This window comes from Bacillus stercoris (genome assembly GCF_029772985.1).
In the GTDB taxonomy this organism is placed as follows: Bacteria; Bacillota; Bacilli; order Bacillales; family Bacillaceae; genus Bacillus; species Bacillus stercoris.
Genome location: NZ_CP121861.1, coordinates 1,660,608 through 1,677,012, shown reverse-complemented (window position 1 = coordinate 1,677,012; position 16,405 = coordinate 1,660,608). Strand labels below are relative to the sequence as shown.

Sequence of the window (16,405 nt, the reverse complement as noted above, 5' to 3'; positions counted from 1 at the left end):
CCATACAGCCTATTATACAAAATAGACATAATTTATATTAACTCATTAATACCCATTAAACCAATCAGGATTAAAACGTTTAAAAAAATGATCAAAGGTGAAGTTATGGTTTTTTTTATTTTCTTAACGTTGTCCTAATTCCACTGGACGCCACTAAGTCAAATGCATTTCAAGGTACTATAGTCAAGACTTGTCCAAGTCACCATTATCAAAATGAATTTCATCAAATACTTGAAACATTTATTGAACATGGCCAAGTGTCATAACATTAATAAGAAACCAACGAGTGATGAATCTTTTAATCTTTCATTTTACCCGCTGGCTATATCAGCTCTAACCAAATTTTAATAGCTGTCGCACTTATTAATAGCGCTAAAATCCATTGCAGGAATTTTGTATTTACTTTTTGCCCAACTGATGCGCCAATAGGAGAAGCAATTAAACTAGCAATCATAAGAACCAGAGCTGGTACAAAAAGAACCTGGCCCGTGATTACTTTTCCAACTGTTGCGCCAATAGATGAAAGAAATGTAATCGCAAGAGATGAAGCGACTGTGATTCTAACAGGAATATTTAAAATTGATAACATAAAGGGGACCAGGATAAAGGCGCCGCCAGCTCCTAAAACACCCGATACACCACCAATGATAAACGCTAGGGACGAAGCCAACCATTTATTAAATATCACTTCTTTGTCTTCGCTTTGTTCTTGTCCTTTTTTAGGTATAAACATTAAAATAACTGCTAAAATAGCCAGAATACCGTATATAAAGTTAATTCCTTTTTCAGATATATAATGAGAAAAGTAACTCCCCAATACACTCCCTAAAAGGCTGCTGCTTCCCATGTAAATAATTAATGCTTTATTTAGAAGACCACTCTTACGATAAGCCCAAACACCGCCAAGTGTCGCAAAGAAAACTTGAATAGCCCCTATACCTGACACTTCATGGGCAGTTAATGACATCACTCCCACTAAAGAAGGAATGTATAATAGCATTGGATAATTAATAACTGCTCCGCCAATACCAATCATTCCAGAAATAAAGGCACCAATAAACCCTATAGTGAAAAGAGTTGTGATAAAGGCAATATCCACTTTGGTTTCCTCCTTTCAAAGGAAAAGGGTATCTTTTTATTCGATACCCTTTCCATTCATTAGCCTTTTTTAATCCAGAATTTCAATACATCGCCTTCATCAGTTTGCTCTAAAAGGTCATGCCCGCCTGATTTAGACCAAGCTGCAAGATCACTTTTAGCTCCCTTATCTGTTACATGCACTTCTAATATTTGACCTGATTCCAGTTCATTCATCGCTTTTTTTGTCCTAACGATTGGCATTGGGCATGCCAGGCCTTTTGCGTCTAATACTTTATCTGATTTCATGTTCATCTCTCCTCTTTTTAATAGAAACTTGTGTTACCGTATTGCACAGCGGTTTGGACCAATCTCCATTTCACGCTGTTTTTCTTCATCTGGGCTGATTTTCCCCATGTTTGTTTCTCGAATCTCTTGGTATGCATTTGGCTGCGGAGGCAAATGATCTGTTACTAGGTGTCTAAATTCTGTTTCATCCGCAATGTTCAAACCATGGTTCTCGCTAAATAACGTGCTTAGTTTTTTACCAACACTTCCATTCTCATTTAGCTCGTCAATGATCATAAAGTGTGCAGGTAATACAATTAAATCCTTTGATAACGCCTTGTAACGGCTATAAAGCGTTTTTCTTAAATCTCCTACCCAATCTTCTGCCATACCGGCTAAGTCTGGTCTGCCAATTGAATCAATAAACAAAATATCACCTGAAAGAAGATACAGATCATCGACAATGAAAGAAGTGGACCCAATCGTGTGCCCCGGAGAATAAATCGGTTGAATTTTAATCTTTGTATTTCCAATGATCATGTCATTTCCTTCTTCCAACGGCTGATAATCGAATGCCACTTCTTCAGCATCTTTAGGCGGTAACCAGTAGGTTGCTTTTGTTTTTTCAGCAATGACTCTGCCGCCTGAAATATGGTCTGCGTGAAGATGTGTATCAAATACGTGAGTAATCTCCGCACCCTTCTCTTTCGCAAAGTCTATAAAAATATCTGCCATACGTGCCGCATCAATAATCGCTGCTTCACCATTGGAAATGACCATGTATGACAGGCAGCCTTTACCGATTCGAACAAACTGATACATCTCACCGCCATCTTTTAAATCCCCGACTTTTACCGGCTCTAAATGTTCGCTCCATGCTTTCATTCCACCCTTAAGATAGGATACAGAATGACCTGCTTCAGAAAGCATTTCGGATACCATGACGGATGAACCTTCTTTTGCACAAACGACCAGCACTTCTTTATCAGAAGGAATTTTCTCCAAGATATCTTCTACGCCATCTAAAAGATCGAAATACGGTACATTTAAATAGTCAAAACAATGTCCTTCGATCTTCCAATCGTTAAAGTCATTTTCATTACGCACATCCAGAATAAATAAAGATTCTTTGTTAAAGATTTTTTGTGTGACTTCTTTTGCGGTAAGTGCTTGAACGGTCATGTTTACATACCTCCTTTTTCTGTTTTACCTGTCCAATCCCGCATACCGGGGACAACATTAATAACCTTTTTAAAACCTTGTTTTTTCATGGTGTGGGCCGCCATTTCACTTCTTCTTCCCGAATGGCAGATAATATAAATTTCATCATTTTTGTTTAATTCGTTAGAGCGCTTTTCCACTTCACCAAGAGGGATATGCACAACTCCAGGAATATGAGCTTTTTCATACTCCTCTATCTCTCGTACATCTAAAATGTTAAGAGACTCGTCACTATCCACTTTCTGTTTGAAAGCTTCTAATGAAATCTCAGGAATTGAAGCTGCATTTTCTGCTGAAAGCTCTCCTCCTTTTCGAAGAAAATGACGAAGTATTTCCCCCTCTGCTTCAGTACCTAGATATTCATGGCCTGTACTATTTGCCCATGCTTCCAGATCTGCTGTAGAACCTTTATCTGTCGCTTGAATTTCCAATACTTCACCTGCTTTTAAATCCTTCATACTCTTCTTCGTTTTTACGATAGGCATTGGACACGCCAAACCTTTAGCGTCTAGTACAATATTTGCTTTCATCATTTTTTCCTCCTTTTCTCATATAGGGGTGGGGGTATATAAATATGCAAAAAGGTTCCCTCTAGAAGTTAATACCATGTATTCATACCCCCTTTTATATTTGTGATGTTTTTAAATCCTTGTTTCTTCAATATGTTACTTGCCTTTAAACTTCTCATTCCGCTTTGACAGATAACAAAAACTTCTTTGTCTTTCGAAAGCTGATTAGTTAGATGAGGCAAGTTAGTCAAGGGAATATTTTTGAACCCTTTAATATGCCTTGTACGAAACTCATAAGGTGTTCGCACATCTATAAACTGTATGTCTTTATTTTTCAGCTCTGACTTTAAATCAGCAGTTGTTATTTGTTTAACACCTTGCAATGATAAAAAACGTCGAAATACGAACCATAGTAAAAATAAAATGAGTAAGATATTGAACATTACGCCACTATCCATAGTGTAGTGTTATAACCTCCCTTCATTTATTTAGCAATGAGTAACATTAGATAAATAAGTTGACATTGCCTTCCTCAGCATCTGCCAAATAAGCTGCTACACCAGCATAGTCGATATCATCTAATAGTTCTTTTTCCTGTAAACCAAGAAGATCCATTGTCATCGTACAGGCTACGAGCTTTACCCCCTGTTCTTGAGCCATCTCAATCAACTGAGGCAAAGTAAGTGCATTATGCTTTTTCATCACATTTTTAATCATTTTAGGGCCCATACCTGCAAAGTTCATTTTAGATAAACCCATCTTATCAGCACCACGAGGCATCATCTTTCCAAACATTTTTTCAAGAAATCCTTTTTTCACTGGAATCAGCTCTTCTTTACGTAAAGCGTTTAATCCCCAAAAAGTATGGAAGATCGTCACTTCATGATCGTAGGCAGCTGCACCATTTGCAATAATATAGGCTGCCATTGCTTTATCATAATCCCCGCTAAATAAAACAATTGTTGTGCGTTTTGTTTGTTCTGTCATGTTTATTCTCCTAACTGATTACCCCTATGGGTATAACCGAAGTCAAAAAATTTTTTCGAAAGATCTGCTATTATTCAACTCTTTAAATACCATAGGGGGTATAATATAACGCATATAAAAACTCGTCAACCTTAGGTTGATGAATTTTTATCGGCTCTTTACCAATAAGTCGACTGCTTCTTTTACTAAATTTTGTGTGTCTTCGCCTTTTTCTAAACTTTCACGAACACAATGTTCAAGGTTTGTGCTCACTATTAAACCCATCGCTCGATCGATCGCATTACGGGAAGCTGCTAATTGGGTCACAACCTCTCTACAATCTTTTCCTTGTTCCATCATAGTCAATACACCTTTAATTTGTCCTTCTATCCGTCGTAAGCGGTTTTTAATCTTTTGATCATACTCCATATATCAATGAAATCCTTTCTATCATTTATTTTTACATTTACATGTTGCCAGTTCATAACTGTTTACATGGATACCTTTGCGCTTTAGAAAACGCACTCCTAAATTTAATTCTACCCGATCACGAGCTATTATGTGTATTTTATCACGTGGAATCTCTAAATAAAAACGTTTTAGATACGCATATGGGATGTTTAAAATAATATTATCCGAAAAATTGGGTACATCGTTATAATGACGAATATCTAATATTGTGATGTCCATAGCCTCTAATTTATCTTTATGGATACAAGAGAGTCCGGTTATAGGATAATAACGTCTATAGGTTGCAATGATAATCACAAAAATAAGCAGGAATGCAATAACTAAATAATTGATACGAGTTACACCACCTTATTAACTCTTTGTTATTCACAAAACAATAATATACCCCCGCAGGTATATAGTCAAGTGTGAAAGTTACTTTCTTTGAGTTGATAGATTCTTTCGATAATACCAATTCTGCAAAAAGTGACTCGAATAAAGAAATAAGCCGATTTTATTAAATCGACTTTATTTTATCAATTACTTTTAAAATTAGCACAAGACTGCTTGGATATTACATTGGGTTTCATTTACATAAAAACAATTCTTAGGTACTGGTTCCCTATGTTTCATGCTGGATGTGACTCCAATTACATAGAATTCTGTGAATATCTATGCTAACCTTCCGCAGCCACTGCATCTGCTTTAGTTTCATGAACTGTACCAAATGGATGGTTAGGAGGAGCATAAATGGAGTAAAGTTTTAATGGCGTATTCCCTGTATTCATCACGTTGTGCCAAGTGCCGGCAGGTACAACAATGGCAGAATCATCATAAACATTTCTTTGAAAGTTCAAATGATCTTTGCTCTTTCCCATTTTGACGATCCCACGCCCCTGCTCAATCCGTAAGAACTGATCGACGTTAGGATGGATTTCTAAACCAATATCTTCTCCAATACCAAGACTCATCAAAGTAACTTGAAAATGCTTTCCTGTCCATAAAGCAGTACGGAACGTATTGTTTTGTTTTGTGGCTCTATTGATATTTACAACAAATGGTTTTGGTCCATAATCCTTCAAAAGAAGGTTTCTATCTTCATATGAAGAGCGCAAATCGGCACATCTGTGTACGTGTTCCATCTCATTTGGAACAGTCCAATAAACAGATCTTCCATCGTTATACATCGGTACATTCACATAATAATAACATTGAGGCGAAAAAGGGTAATAGTACATTTTTTGATCCCCGCAATTTTAAATTTTTGTGATAGTATCCTATGCATTTATTAAGGGAGTGTGCTAAATCAAGAAAACTCATATTAAACACCAAATGGAATGTTCGATCACCGTTTGATTCACGGATGAATAATTTATCACCGACCTTATAATCGTTTTCTGGATGTTGAATTTCACTAGCCTTTGTTAAACAAGACATCGAATACATCGGATGACACTTTTATATGATGGATTATCAAAGGTCGACGCTCCTAAATGGCTTTTGAACATTTACATAGTACAACAACAGAGTATACGGAATTCTGTTGTTTGTCCCCCCTATCCCAGCTCTTTTAGATTTATCTCTTTGGATGCGCTAGAAAGTTTGTAAATCTTTTTTACTTATCTTCACCTATATTTCCTAATCCAGACAAACGTGTTTGTGTTTGTCTAAATTGAGGTTTGCAAAATTCCTAAGATAATCTAAGTAGGCTATTTTGATTTAGCTTGGAATACACACTGCCATCAGAAAAAAAGAATAGAACTGCCATAATATTCTGAATAAAATAGACAATATGCGGGCATATTATTATAACTTCTTCCGCGGGATGTATGAGTTTAGAAACGGTGAATACACAAAGGCCATTACATATTACAAAAAAGCTGAACGCAAAATTCCCACGATCTCCGAAAGATTGAAAAAGCTGAGTTTTATTTTAAGCGAAATCTATTATCATATGAAAATAACACATATCTCAATGCATTACGCCGAGCTTTCATACAATATCTATCAGAAACACGAGCTTTATTCTGTCAGACGTATACAGTGCCATTTTGTCATTGCCGGCAACTACGATGACCTTGAAAATCATCAAAAGCTCTCCCCCACCTTTAAAGATTTGGGTGTTTATGTTTTACGTCTATTTTAGAACATAAAAAAGTCCAATTTCTCAGCTTTGAATTTAAGAAATTGGGCTTTTTTCGTTACTCCAGAAAGTTGTCATTTAAAATCAAATAGCCAGATATTACAACATCCTTAATTCACTAAATTGTTCTTCACTAACCTCTCCCGATACTTTGTGTTTCTTCGAAATCTCTTTTAAAATCTACAATTGTAATACCTTATAAACCTATTGTTCAAATAGGTCTGTGACTGCACCTTTTGATGCTGCTGATACTAAGCGTGCATACTTTCCCAGTGCTCCTGTTGATACTTTTAGTTTTGGTTGGGTCCAATTATCCTTACGGTGTTGCAATTCTTCTTCTGTAATGTTGAATGAAATTTCCTGACTTTCACTATCAATGGTTACGATATCACCATTTTTAAGAAAAGCAATTGGACCACCTACTTGTGCTTCAGGTGCAACATGTCCAATTACAAAACCGTGAGATCCACCAGAAAATCTTCCATCTGTAATCAGGGCAACTTCACCGCCTAGTCCTTTTCCTACAATTAAAGCTGTTACTGACAGCATTTCAGGCATTCCAGGTCCCCCCTTTGGACCCGAATATCTAATAACAAGAACATCCCCTTTTTTTATCTCATTACGCATAATGGCTTCTGTTGCCGCTTCTTCACTATCATAAACCTTAGCTGTACCAATAAATCGTGATCTTTTCATACCAGACATTTTAGCAATCGCCCCATCAGGAGCTAAGTTGCCTTTCAATACAATTAATGGTCCATTAGGCTTTAATGGATTATCAAAAGAGCGAATAACATCTTGATCTTGATCCAAGTCCTTAGCTTCCGCTAAGTTTTCTGCTAATGTCTTACCTGTAACGGTTATACAATCACCATGAAGGAGTCCCTTCTCAAGAAGAATCTTCATGACACCTGGAACCCCACCTATATTATTTAGGTCTTGCATAGCATATCTTCCACTCGGTTTTAAGTCTGCGATATGAGGGACTCTTTTGCGAATACGTTCAAAATCATCATAGTTTAAATCTACTTCAACTGAATGTGCTATCGCGAGAAGATGCAAGAAAGCATTAGTTGAACCTCCCAGAGCCATGACAACCGTAATCGCATTTTCAAATGCTTTTTTGGTCATGATATCTCTAGGGAAAATACCTTTTTCTAGAAGATCAAGAACCCTTTTGCCAGCTTCTTCACACTCAATAGCCTTATTCGGGGATATAGCAGGAGTGGAAGATGAGCCAGGAAGACTTATTCCCATCGCTTCAGCAGCCGCTGCCATTGTATTTGCTGTGTACATTCCACCGCAAGCCCCAGCTCCAGGACATGCACTGCATTCAATTTTATGTAATTCATCTTCCGTAACTTTACCATCATGGTATTTACCAACAGCCTCAAAAGCACTTACAATATCCACCTTATCTCCATCTAACTGTCCAGGTTGAATGGTCCCCCCATAAATATAAACAGCAGGTAAATTCATGCGTCCTATAGACATTAAACAGGCAGGGGTATTTTTATCACACCCACCAATTGCAACAATGCCATCAAAACGCTCTGCATTTGTTACAATTTCAATTGTATCCGCAATAGCTTCTCGGCTAGGCAAAGAATAAGACATGCCATGATGTCCCATGGAAATGCCATCTGAAACGGTAATGGTATTAAAGATTAAAGGTGCGCCGCCATTATCCTTGGCGCCCTTTTTTGCTTGTATTGCCAAATCATTAATATGCATATTACAAGGAGTTACTTCACTCCATGTACTCGCTATTCCTATCATTGGCTTTTTAAAATCTTCATCTTGAAACCCAACAGCTCTCAACATGGCACGATTAGGTGCTCGGTTCACACCCTCACTAATGACTTTACTACGAATTCTCAAATCTCTTTTATTACTCATTATTCTCTTTCTCCTTAAATAATTTAGTTAGTTCATGCATCGGTCTGATTACATTTTGTTTCATTAACTCCGAAACTCTTTGTACATCTTTATTTTCTAAAGCAGTTATTATGGACTCATGTTCATTTACTGAATTTAAAGTTTCTTTGATAGGTTGTTTTAAAAAGACATATTTAAATCTTCTAATATGAATTTGTAGGGATTCACTAAACGAAGCAATGTATGGATTTTCCGATATTTCTATAATTAAGTTATGGAATTGTTCATCTAGTTCCATTGCCTGATAAGGTTGTCCACTTTCAATTGCCTTTTTAAACTGTATATTTAATTCTCTTAGCTTTTCTATTTGCTCAGGTAAAATGTTATTTGCAGTATATTCAGCTGCCAATGCATGAAGAGATGCAAGCGTAGGATATAAATGAAAAATATCACTCTTCTGAATATTCGAAACACGAGTTTCCTTACCTGGATACATTGAAACCAAGCCTTGAACTTCTAAAAGTTGAAAAGCTTCTCTTATAGGAGTTCTACTTACAGCCAAAGATTCTGCGAGCTCGGCATCTATTAGCTTCTCACCAGGTTGTAGAGTACCGTCGATAATCCATCTCTGAATTTGGGAAAGTGCTCGTTCTTTAGCAGTCATCCGAACTGGTGAAGAAAAATTTTTAGGTACTGGCATTTGTATCACCTCAATTAAATTATTGTTACATGTAATATATCGCATAAATATATCGCATGCAATATTTTCAGAAAAATTTATTTTTTCTAACACACCTTGTTGTTCTTTTTTATAATAAAAAGCACATCTCATTAAAAAGCGAGACATGCTTACTGTTTAAGTAACACCTATTTCATGCTTGTCTATAAATATTTTCACGAAATTATGGTTTGTATTGAATCGTCAAGAACCCTTTCGGCAACATTTAAGAATGCACTTACTGCAGGGGATATCCACTTATCCTTATGCCAAATCACTTGAGTCTTGAAATTTGGATTCGACATCTTCAATGGAAGAGAAACCAATTCTCCTCTCTCAAGTTCGGATTTAACAGCGACTTCAGGTAAAAAACCTATTCCCATTCCCGCCATAGTACACTGCTTGATAGCTTCGGCACTGCAAAAATCCATGTCAGTTATTCCTTCGATCCCTTTTCTCTCCAGTAACTGGTCAAACAATGTACGGAATGTACATCCTTTTTCCGTCAGCAGGAATACTTCGTCTTGAAGATCTGTGCCGCTGATTTTTTTCCTTTTGGCAAGAGGATGATCCAATGAGACTAGAAGTCGAAATGCCTCACTCCTTAATGTTTTTGAAAGGAGGCTTGTCGTAACGAGCGGTTCATCCAAAAGAAACACTACATCAGTCTTCCCTTCATAAAGACTTTGTTTCAATTGTTCATTCGGAAAGGAACGGAAAATTAAACGAACGCCTGGATATAAGGATCTAAACTCTTTTAAAAGGGCAGGTAATCGGTAGGTTAAAACTATCTCATTGGCACTAAACGTAATGGTGCCTGTTATTTCATTACTTTCTTTAACGGCTAGCTTCGCCTCTTCGAGATCGTTTAAGACTTTTTTCGTATGTATGAGGAATCTTTCTCCTATTTCTGTAAGGATGATTTGTTTTCCCAAGCGGTCTATTAGACGAACGCCCAACTCTTCCTCCAAAGCTTGTATTTGCATGGTGACATTGGATGGTACGTAGTTGAGGACTTCAGCTGCTCGTGTAAAGTTCAATGTGGAAGCAACAGTTTGAAACGTGATTAACTGGCGAATCTCCATTTTAACCCACCTAACATTCATTTATTTTGAATATTATCATCAATTATAGTTAATTTACTTGAATTGTATCAAGTCTGTATACTTTTATCTAGAAAGGGGTCTTAGAAAACGAGGAGATAAAACTCAGCCCTTTCCAAATCAACTAAGGTGGTGTTACTTTGAGTGCTTATCTAGTTATTGATATTGATATTACTAACCCAGATAACTTCAAAGAATATGAAGATCGTATTTTTAGTGTCGTCAATCATTTCGGTGGTTACCCCATCGTTCAAGATGACAACACAACTGTCATGGAGGGAGATTGGAAGCCTAAAAGACTTGTGATTCTCAAGTTTCCTAGTAAACAGAACATTGAAGCTTTTTTCAACTCGGAAATGTACGAACCTTTAAAGAAAATAAGAAGGGCAAATACCGTAGGAAAGGCAATTGCTGCAGAAGGTTTATAGTTTATAAATCCATTTTCAAAAAAGCAGACGAGACTTTTCACTGAGATCGAAAGGATATTTGAAAGATGATAACGAAGGGCAGCAAAACCCTTGGTATCATTGATACGGCCGAGAGGACTTGAACCTTCACGGATTATTCATCCACTAGGCCCTTAATAAAGTGGGAGTACATATTCAGTTACAAATGCCTGTTATTTCACGCATTTGTCGTCATTCATTACACTCATTTACATTTTTTTATTCATTTTGGGCACAAGTTCAGCAATCCATCCGAATAAAAAAGGAAGGTCTAATCACCTTCCTTTTTATGCATTAACTCGACCAGCGACAATTTTTAAAACTCCATTTGAAGCATTGTCTTCATCCACGAAGTGAGTTTTTAATAAGCCAATCTCCAAACCAAAACCACTAAATTCTCCATTGAGAGATGTACCTCACAAACAGTCAAATTGAGTATGTAGAAGAAAAATTAAAAATCAAGTTCCCGACAGATTACAGAGAGTTCATTAAAGACCAAAATGGATGTTTCCCTATAGATAAAAAGGTCGTTTTATTTCAAGATTCTCGAGAATCAATCAACAATTTACTGAGCATCGGAGATCCTACTCGACCAATTGATCTCCTTATTACAATTGATAATGTTAAAGTAAAGACCAGTTAGTTGATAAGATTATACCTTTTGCTACAGATGCAGGGGGAAACCTCTTTTGTTTTGACTACAGATATCTTCTCCATGAACCCGTAATTGTTTTTTGGATCTGAGATCGCTAATGAAAGTATAGCTTTTTATTTCGAATACCCAACAGTATACTCTTATTTAAAAGCTTGTTGAATCCGCTTAATAATCAGTAATTAATGCCAGTAATATAGAAGTGGATGAGGAAAAAAGGTTAGAGTTTACTTCGATGATTGGAGGATAAAACGATGTTCAAGATTAAAGAAATTTCGGAGAAAACCGGAATTACCCCACATACTCTTCGATTTTATGAACGAGAAGGAATACTGCCATGCGTCAAGCGCGACTCGAGTGGCAATCGATTGTATGACGAAGAGAGTATGGAATGGTTGAATTTTATTCTGGCGCTGCGAGCGACGGGCATGCCACTTGCCGAAATCAAGAAATATGTGGATTTATATCGGGAAGGCGAGAACACACTTACCATGCGTAAACAAATGATGCTTACGCACAAGGAAAAAGTGGAGAAGGAACTCTCGAAGACTATTAAATATTTGGAGCAAATCAATTACAAGCTGGCACTTTATGACATGCAGGAAAAAGAATTGAACAAGATGCTACCCTAGGATTCCGTCGTGCAACATTTCGCTCTAAAGTGGAGAGCGTTTTACGGGATGAAGACGTGTTTTTTTGATTCATACATTAGAGTGAACTCTAATGTATTTTATACATTCATTCCCTTTTTCACCCTCTTTTATTATCCTCATCACCTAAAAACCATGGATATGTGGGGATTACGCCTATGAGAAATATTTTAATTATTGAGGCTTGACTTATAGCAAACTCGAATTGATAACCTAGAATCAAGCCAGCGATGAGTGGCTAATAAAAGGACAAAGGGGAATCACACATGAATGCAAAAGTAGCAATCATTACAGGTGCAAGCAGTGGAATGGGAGCGGCTACAGCTAAACTTCTCGCTCAACACAATATTAAAGTTATGCTGGCCGCTCGCCGAGAAAACCGATTGCAGCAGTTGCAAGAAGAAATCCGTAACGCTGGGGGCGAGGCCAGCTACAAGGTGACTGATGTCACTTCGCGCGCTGACGTTGAAGCATTGGCGGATGAAACCATTAAAGTCTATGGTCAAATCGACATATTGATTAATAATGCTGGCATAATGCCTCTTTCGTTCTTCAGAAATTTGAAGGTTGACGAATGGGAGAGAATGATTGATGTGAATATTAAAGGCGTCCTCTACGGGATGGCGGCGGTATACAAACATATGGAGGACCGTAATGAGGGACATATTATTAATTTCTCGTCCATTGCGGGACACATCATCTTCCCTTCAAGCTCTATTTATAGTGCGACCAAGCATGCTGTACGGGTTTTAACAGAAGGTATGCGAATGGAATTGGGACACACGCAAAATATTCGGACGACGCTCATCTCTCCCGGCGCGGTGGAGACCGAACTGTACGATACCATAACCGATAACTCCATTTATCCGGCATTGGAGAAATTGGGGAGCCAGGAATGGAGTCAACTTGATCCAATCGACATTGCAAGAACCATACTGTTTGCTATCCAGCAGCCGAAGAAAGTAACCATTAACGAACTGATTGTTCGCCCCACGTCTCAAAGCTTATAAAAAAGAGCAGTAAGTTCAAGCTATTCCAAAACAGAGTAGATTTTTGGAGAGAGAGCCTCTGATATGAGGGTTCAAGCACCTTGCAAGTTAAACAACCAGTCATCGATAATCAATCGGTAACTGGTTGTTTTTTAAATGATTTCGAAAACACCCTGTATAGCTAGGGATTTTCGAAACCATTAAAAAAGCCCCTTACGAGTTCTTTAAGCAACTGCGCCACAAACTTGATGGCCAGATTTTCAGCAGCGTAGTATTTAGCGCCTCCTGAATCGTTATCGCATATGTCAACGCCGATAGACTTGCGGTTCCCAGTGCCGTTTGTACCGTCACCTGTATGTGGGCTCGCTTTTATGTAACCAGTTTATATTCTTCTTGGGCACACAATAGTAACAATTTTTCCATATCAACATCTCGTAATCTTACACCTCCTTAACTTGAAGGAGGATTTTGGCGTATGTATTTTCATACCCGTCAACTACCATCTCATCCAGCATATATTCCTCATATGCATTTTCCCCTATTTGCATTCCATTCTTTTCAATGAACTCAATGATTCTGCGATACGCCTCTTCAGTGTTTCCGCCTATTTCATATCCAACTGCATAAAGGCCTTTTGGCCGCACATGATAATTTATGTTCTCTATCCCATCTTTTACTTTTATATAAAAGTAACTGTAATTGTAGAAGTCTTTTTGTAATATTTGTTCCCGTGCAAAGATTCCGCCTATCGGATATCCTTCATCTAATTCATATTGCTGAACTTCATGAATGAGTTCTGAAATGGCTGCCACATATTTTCGTTCTGGTAAGTTTAATGTTTTTCGGCTTAACATGAATGTTTCTTCATGTAAATATTCAAAAGAAATTGAGGAAAAATCAGTCTCAAGTGCTTGTTCTGTAAGCGTCACTTTTGTTTGTAAGATCGTTTGCAACTGCTTAAGCTCATTTATTTTTTTATCAATCTCAACAGATTTTTCTTTTAGAACATGCAGGATCTTGTCTGGTGTTTTCCCTTTTATTAGACACTTTATTTCTTTTAACGGAACGCCAAGCTCTTTAAATAGTCTAATGACTTGAAAAATCTCAAATTGATGATAGGAATAATATCTATACCCATTTTCTTTTTTTATTTCCGGTGAGAATAGACCAATCTCATCATAATGAAATAAGGTTTGTTTTTTGACACGGCAGAGCTTTGAAAACTCCCCTGTTGTGAAATACTTCCTAACATCTTCGCCCATAAAAACCTCCTTGACTATACGGTAACCATATACCTTATGATTTGATTGTACTTGAAAAAAGCTTCAAGTGAAAAGGATAGGTAAAAGGGTTCAAGTAAAGGGGAATTCAAATGAAAAAATCAATAAGTGAGCAAAAAACGATTTTCATTATACTATTGAGCAACATCTTCGTAGCATTTCTTGGTATCGGTTTAATTATTCCGGTTATGCCTTCTTTTATGAAAATCATGCATTTATCCGGCAGCACTATGGGTTATCTTGTTGCGGCTTTTGCCATTTCTCAGTTAGTTGCGTCACCTTTTGCGGGAAGATGGGTTGACCGTTTCGGCAGAAAAAAAATGATTATTCTCGGGTTGCTTATATTCAGTTTATCTGAGTTGATTTTCGGATTAGGGACCCATGTTTCAATATTTTATTTCTCGAGGATATTGGGTGGTATAAGTGCGGCTTTTATCATGACCGCGGTAACAGCATATGTAGCTGATATGACAACCCTAAAGGAAAGGTCAAAGGCTATGGGGTATGTTTCTGCTGCAATTAGCACAGGCTTTATCATTGGGCCTGGTGCGGGAGGATTTATTGCCGGCTTTGGCATCCGCATGCCGTTTTTCTTCGCCTCCGCCATCGCATTAATAGCAGCTGTCACTTCCGTTTTTATACTAAAAGAGTCATTGTCGATAGAAGAACGCCATCAACTCTCATCTCATACAAAGGAATCAAATTTCATTAAAGACTTGAAGAAGTCCATTCATCCTGTCTATTTCATTGCATTTATTATCGTCTTTGTAATGGCTTTTGGTTTATCAGCTTATGAAACGGTATTCAGCTTGTTTTCTGATCATAAATTTGGCTTCACACCAAAAGATATTGCAACCATTATTACGATTAGTTCAATTGTGGCGGTAGTTATTCAAGTTTTACTTTTCGGGAAATTGGTCAACAAACTTGGAGAGAAAAGAATCATTCAGCTGTGCTTAATAACCGGAGCGATCTTGGCTTTCGTGTCTACTGTTATGTCAGGATTTTTAACTGTTTTGCTTGTAACTTGTTTTATTTTTCTGGCGTTCGATTTGCTACGTCCGGCCTTAACTGCTTTTTTATCCAATATGGCCGGTAACCAGCAGGGTTTCGTAGCAGGCATGAACTCCACATACACCAGCCTGGGAAATATATTTGGCCCCGCTCTAGGCGGTATCCTATTTGATCTTAACATTCATTTCCCTTTCCTATTTGCAGGTTTCGTTATGGTGATCGGCCTTGGTCTTACAATGGTTTGGAAAGAAAATAAGAATGATGCTGCAGCTTTGAATTAATTCATTCTCTATAAAGGCAAGTCATTTGGCTGCAGGGAATGCCCCTGGTTAGGCACAATAAGATAAGGTACTTAATTTGATAGGCTACATGTTGCTTGACGTGAATATAGTAATGCTGAGTTTTAGCAATATCAATTCCATCTGCCATCACCTTAAGCCGCAGCCTAACCGGGAGATAAGAAAAATAAGGAGAATGTGTATGAGTATAAAAATAAAAGCAGTAACTGATGATAATCGTGCTGCCATTCTTGATCTGCATGTCAGCCAGAATCAACTATCATATATTGAATCTGCAAAAGTGTGTTTAGAGGATGCAAACGATTGCCGCTATTATAAACCTGTCGGGCTTTACTATGAAGGAGATCTAGTCGGTTTTGCAATGTATGGATTGTTTCCCGAGTATGATGAAGGTAATAAAAATGGACGAGTTTGGCTTGACCGATTTTTTATCGACGAACACTATCAGGGAAAAGGATTAGGGAAGAAAATGCTTAAAGCTCTCATTCAGCACCTTGCTGATCTATATAAATGTAAGAGAATTTATTTAAGTATATTTGAAAATAATATTCATGCTCTTCGCCTTTATCAAAGGTTTGGTTTTCACTTTAATGGTGAACTCGATTTTAATGGCGAAAAAGTCATGGTGAAAGAGCTGTAGGTTTTCCAAGCACTTCTTCGTTTGCTAAGAAACGTTTCATCATTACAGGCAGCTGACTCATCATTGCCTATATACATTCCCC

Annotated in this window: 20 protein-coding genes and 3 pseudogenes; 8 read left to right on the top strand and 15 right to left on the bottom strand. The window is 37.5% G+C overall.

Annotated features, from left to right (window positions below):
* Nucleotides 1–322: 322 nt before the first annotated feature.
* From QA442_RS08690 to QA442_RS08645, 10 genes and pseudogenes are all read right to left on the bottom strand, one after another.
* Entirely contained in the window at nucleotides 323–1,099 is a 777-nt protein-coding gene (locus QA442_RS08690; protein ID WP_095432904.1) for a sulfite exporter TauE/SafE family protein, read from the bottom strand.
* Nucleotides 1,100–1,158: 59 nt separating this feature from the next.
* Nucleotides 1,159–1,386, bottom strand: coding sequence for a sulfurtransferase TusA family protein (locus QA442_RS08685; RefSeq protein WP_014664707.1), 228 nt, complete (start codon nucleotides 1,384–1,386; stop codon nucleotides 1,159–1,161).
* 33 nt (nucleotides 1,387–1,419) lie between these two features.
* Nucleotides 1,420–2,584: pseudogene (locus QA442_RS08680) on the bottom strand (MBL fold metallo-hydrolase).
* Entirely contained in the window at nucleotides 2,550–3,119 is a 570-nt protein-coding gene (locus tag QA442_RS08675; RefSeq protein ID WP_095432903.1) for a sulfurtransferase TusA family protein, read from the bottom strand. Before QA442_RS08675 ends, QA442_RS08680 begins: the two are co-directional and overlap by 35 nt.
* Before the next feature lie 65 nt (nucleotides 3,120–3,184).
* Nucleotides 3,185–3,553, bottom strand: coding sequence for a rhodanese-like domain-containing protein (locus QA442_RS08670; RefSeq protein ID WP_069839540.1), 369 nt, complete (start codon nucleotides 3,551–3,553; stop codon nucleotides 3,185–3,187).
* A gap of 46 nt (nucleotides 3,554–3,599) precedes the next feature.
* Nucleotides 3,600–4,082, bottom strand: a complete 483-nt coding sequence (locus QA442_RS08665; RefSeq protein ID WP_095432902.1) for a DsrE/DsrF/DrsH-like family protein — start codon at nucleotides 4,080–4,082, stop codon at nucleotides 3,600–3,602.
* A 147-nt stretch (nucleotides 4,083–4,229) separates the two neighbouring features.
* Nucleotides 4,230–4,490 carry a metal-sensitive transcriptional regulator gene (locus tag QA442_RS08660; RefSeq protein WP_003237170.1) on the bottom strand — a complete coding sequence of 87 codons (261 nt, stop codon included), beginning with the start codon at nucleotides 4,488–4,490 and terminating at the stop codon, nucleotides 4,230–4,232.
* A 21-nt stretch (nucleotides 4,491–4,511) separates the two neighbouring features.
* A complete protein-coding gene (locus tag QA442_RS08655; protein WP_095432901.1) occupies nucleotides 4,512–4,829 on the bottom strand; it encodes a sulfurtransferase in 318 nt (105 codons plus the stop codon).
* Nucleotides 4,830–5,188: 359 nt separating this feature from the next.
* A complete protein-coding gene (locus QA442_RS08650) occupies nucleotides 5,189–5,749 on the bottom strand; it encodes a cupin domain-containing protein (protein ID WP_279474018.1) in 561 nt (186 codons plus the stop codon).
* A 235-nt stretch (nucleotides 5,750–5,984) separates the two neighbouring features.
* Nucleotides 5,985–6,101, bottom strand: a complete 117-nt coding sequence (locus tag QA442_RS08645) for a hypothetical protein (protein ID WP_139123539.1) — start codon at nucleotides 6,099–6,101, stop codon at nucleotides 5,985–5,987.
* A 134-nt stretch (nucleotides 6,102–6,235) separates the two neighbouring features.
* Here QA442_RS08645 and QA442_RS08640 point away from each other — a divergent pair.
* Nucleotides 6,236–6,627 (top strand): annotated as a pseudogene (locus QA442_RS08640) (aspartate phosphatase); the annotation flags it as partial.
* A gap of 231 nt (nucleotides 6,628–6,858) precedes the next feature.
* Here QA442_RS08640 and ilvD read toward each other — a convergent pair.
* The 3 genes from ilvD to QA442_RS08625 form a co-directional block, all read right to left on the bottom strand.
* Nucleotides 6,859–8,553 (bottom strand): dihydroxy-acid dehydratase, encoded by a 1,695-nt coding sequence (gene ilvD, locus QA442_RS08635; protein ID WP_069839543.1) that lies wholly within the window; start codon nucleotides 8,551–8,553, stop codon nucleotides 6,859–6,861.
* Nucleotides 8,546–9,232, bottom strand: coding sequence for a GntR family transcriptional regulator (locus QA442_RS08630; protein WP_069839544.1), 687 nt, complete (start codon nucleotides 9,230–9,232; stop codon nucleotides 8,546–8,548). The genes ilvD and QA442_RS08630 overlap by 8 nt, the downstream gene beginning before the upstream one ends.
* Before the next feature lie 194 nt (nucleotides 9,233–9,426).
* On the bottom strand, nucleotides 9,427–10,335 hold the full coding sequence (locus QA442_RS08625) for a LysR family transcriptional regulator (RefSeq protein ID WP_095432899.1): 909 nt from the start codon (nucleotides 10,333–10,335) through the stop codon (nucleotides 9,427–9,429).
* A 158-nt stretch (nucleotides 10,336–10,493) separates the two neighbouring features.
* On the opposite strand from QA442_RS08625, the gene QA442_RS08620 reads away from it, so the two are divergent.
* The 5 genes from QA442_RS08620 (at nucleotide 10,494) to QA442_RS08605 (ending at nucleotide 13,111) form a co-directional block, all read left to right on the top strand.
* Entirely contained in the window at nucleotides 10,494–10,781 is a 288-nt protein-coding gene (locus QA442_RS08620) for a DUF1330 domain-containing protein (protein WP_069839546.1), read from the top strand.
* Nucleotides 10,782–11,208: 427 nt separating this feature from the next.
* Nucleotides 11,209–11,442, top strand: a complete 234-nt coding sequence (locus tag QA442_RS08615; RefSeq protein WP_251199139.1) for an SMI1/KNR4 family protein — start codon at nucleotides 11,209–11,211, stop codon at nucleotides 11,440–11,442.
* Nucleotides 11,443–11,450: 8 nt separating this feature from the next.
* Nucleotides 11,451–11,543, top strand: a complete 93-nt coding sequence (locus tag QA442_RS22205; protein WP_375542143.1) for an SMI1/KNR4 family protein — start codon at nucleotides 11,451–11,453, stop codon at nucleotides 11,541–11,543.
* 162 nt (nucleotides 11,544–11,705) lie between these two features.
* Nucleotides 11,706–12,083 carry a MerR family transcriptional regulator gene (locus QA442_RS08610; RefSeq protein WP_069839547.1) on the top strand — a complete coding sequence of 126 codons (378 nt, stop codon included), beginning with the start codon at nucleotides 11,706–11,708 and terminating at the stop codon, nucleotides 12,081–12,083.
* A gap of 284 nt (nucleotides 12,084–12,367) precedes the next feature.
* Nucleotides 12,368–13,111: an SDR family oxidoreductase gene (locus QA442_RS08605; RefSeq protein ID WP_095432898.1), complete on the top strand. Its 744-nt coding sequence runs from the start codon at nucleotides 12,368–12,370 to the stop codon at nucleotides 13,109–13,111.
* 199 nt (nucleotides 13,112–13,310) lie between these two features.
* Here the strand turns inward: QA442_RS08605 and QA442_RS08600 are convergent.
* A pseudogene (locus tag QA442_RS08600) lies at nucleotides 13,311–13,448 on the bottom strand (N-acetylmuramoyl-L-alanine amidase); the annotation flags it as partial.
* 82 nt (nucleotides 13,449–13,530) lie between these two features.
* A complete protein-coding gene (gene bltR, locus QA442_RS08595; RefSeq protein WP_095432897.1) occupies nucleotides 13,531–14,352 on the bottom strand; it encodes a multidrug efflux transcriptional regulator BltR in 822 nt (273 codons plus the stop codon).
* A gap of 110 nt (nucleotides 14,353–14,462) precedes the next feature.
* On the opposite strand from bltR, the gene blt reads away from it, so the two are divergent.
* Nucleotides 14,463–15,665 carry a multidrug efflux MFS transporter Blt gene (gene blt / locus QA442_RS08590; protein WP_095432896.1) on the top strand — a complete coding sequence of 401 codons (1,203 nt, stop codon included), beginning with the start codon at nucleotides 14,463–14,465 and terminating at the stop codon, nucleotides 15,663–15,665.
* A gap of 199 nt (nucleotides 15,666–15,864) precedes the next feature.
* On the top strand, nucleotides 15,865–16,323 hold the full coding sequence (locus QA442_RS08585; protein WP_095432895.1) for a spermine/spermidine acetyltransferase: 459 nt from the start codon (nucleotides 15,865–15,867) through the stop codon (nucleotides 16,321–16,323).
* Nucleotides 16,324–16,405 lie beyond the last annotated feature (82 nt).

Excerpts from the sequence above, each read along its gene's own strand:
- QA442_RS08610 (WP_069839547.1), top strand. The coding sequence starts at position 11,706 with ATGTTCAAGATTAAAGAAATTTCGGAGAAAACCGGAATTACCCCACAT.
- QA442_RS08585 (WP_095432895.1), top strand. The coding sequence starts at position 15,865 with ATGAGTATAAAAATAAAAGCAGTAACTGATGATAATCGTGCTGCCATT.
- QA442_RS08625 (WP_095432899.1), bottom strand. The coding sequence starts at position 10,335 with ATGGAGATTCGCCAGTTAATCACGTTTCAAACTGTTGCTTCCACATTG.
- QA442_RS08665 (WP_095432902.1), bottom strand. The coding sequence starts at position 4,082 with ATGACAGAACAAACAAAACGCACAACAATTGTTTTATTTAGCGGGGAT.
- QA442_RS08615 (WP_251199139.1), top strand. The coding sequence starts at position 11,209 with ATGTACCTCACAAACAGTCAAATTGAGTATGTAGAAGAAAAATTAAAA.
- QA442_RS08675 (WP_095432903.1), bottom strand. The coding sequence starts at position 3,119 with ATGATGAAAGCAAATATTGTACTAGACGCTAAAGGTTTGGCGTGTCCA.
- ilvD (WP_069839543.1), bottom strand. The coding sequence starts at position 8,553 with ATGAGTAATAAAAGAGATTTGAGAATTCGTAGTAAAGTCATTAGTGAG.
- QA442_RS08605 (WP_095432898.1), top strand. The coding sequence starts at position 12,368 with ATGAATGCAAAAGTAGCAATCATTACAGGTGCAAGCAGTGGAATGGGA.
- QA442_RS08660 (WP_003237170.1), bottom strand. The coding sequence starts at position 4,490 with ATGGAGTATGATCAAAAGATTAAAAACCGCTTACGACGGATAGAAGGA.
- bltR (WP_095432897.1), bottom strand. The coding sequence starts at position 14,352 with ATGGGCGAAGATGTTAGGAAGTATTTCACAACAGGGGAGTTTTCAAAG.
- QA442_RS08670 (WP_069839540.1), bottom strand. The coding sequence starts at position 3,553 with ATGGATAGTGGCGTAATGTTCAATATCTTACTCATTTTATTTTTACTA.
- blt (WP_095432896.1), top strand. The coding sequence starts at position 14,463 with ATGAAAAAATCAATAAGTGAGCAAAAAACGATTTTCATTATACTATTG.
- QA442_RS08630 (WP_069839544.1), bottom strand. The coding sequence starts at position 9,232 with ATGCCAGTACCTAAAAATTTTTCTTCACCAGTTCGGATGACTGCTAAA.
- QA442_RS08650 (WP_279474018.1), bottom strand. The coding sequence starts at position 5,749 with ATGTACTATTACCCTTTTTCGCCTCAATGTTATTATTATGTGAATGTA.
- QA442_RS08685 (WP_014664707.1), bottom strand. The coding sequence starts at position 1,386 with ATGAAATCAGATAAAGTATTAGACGCAAAAGGCCTGGCATGCCCAATG.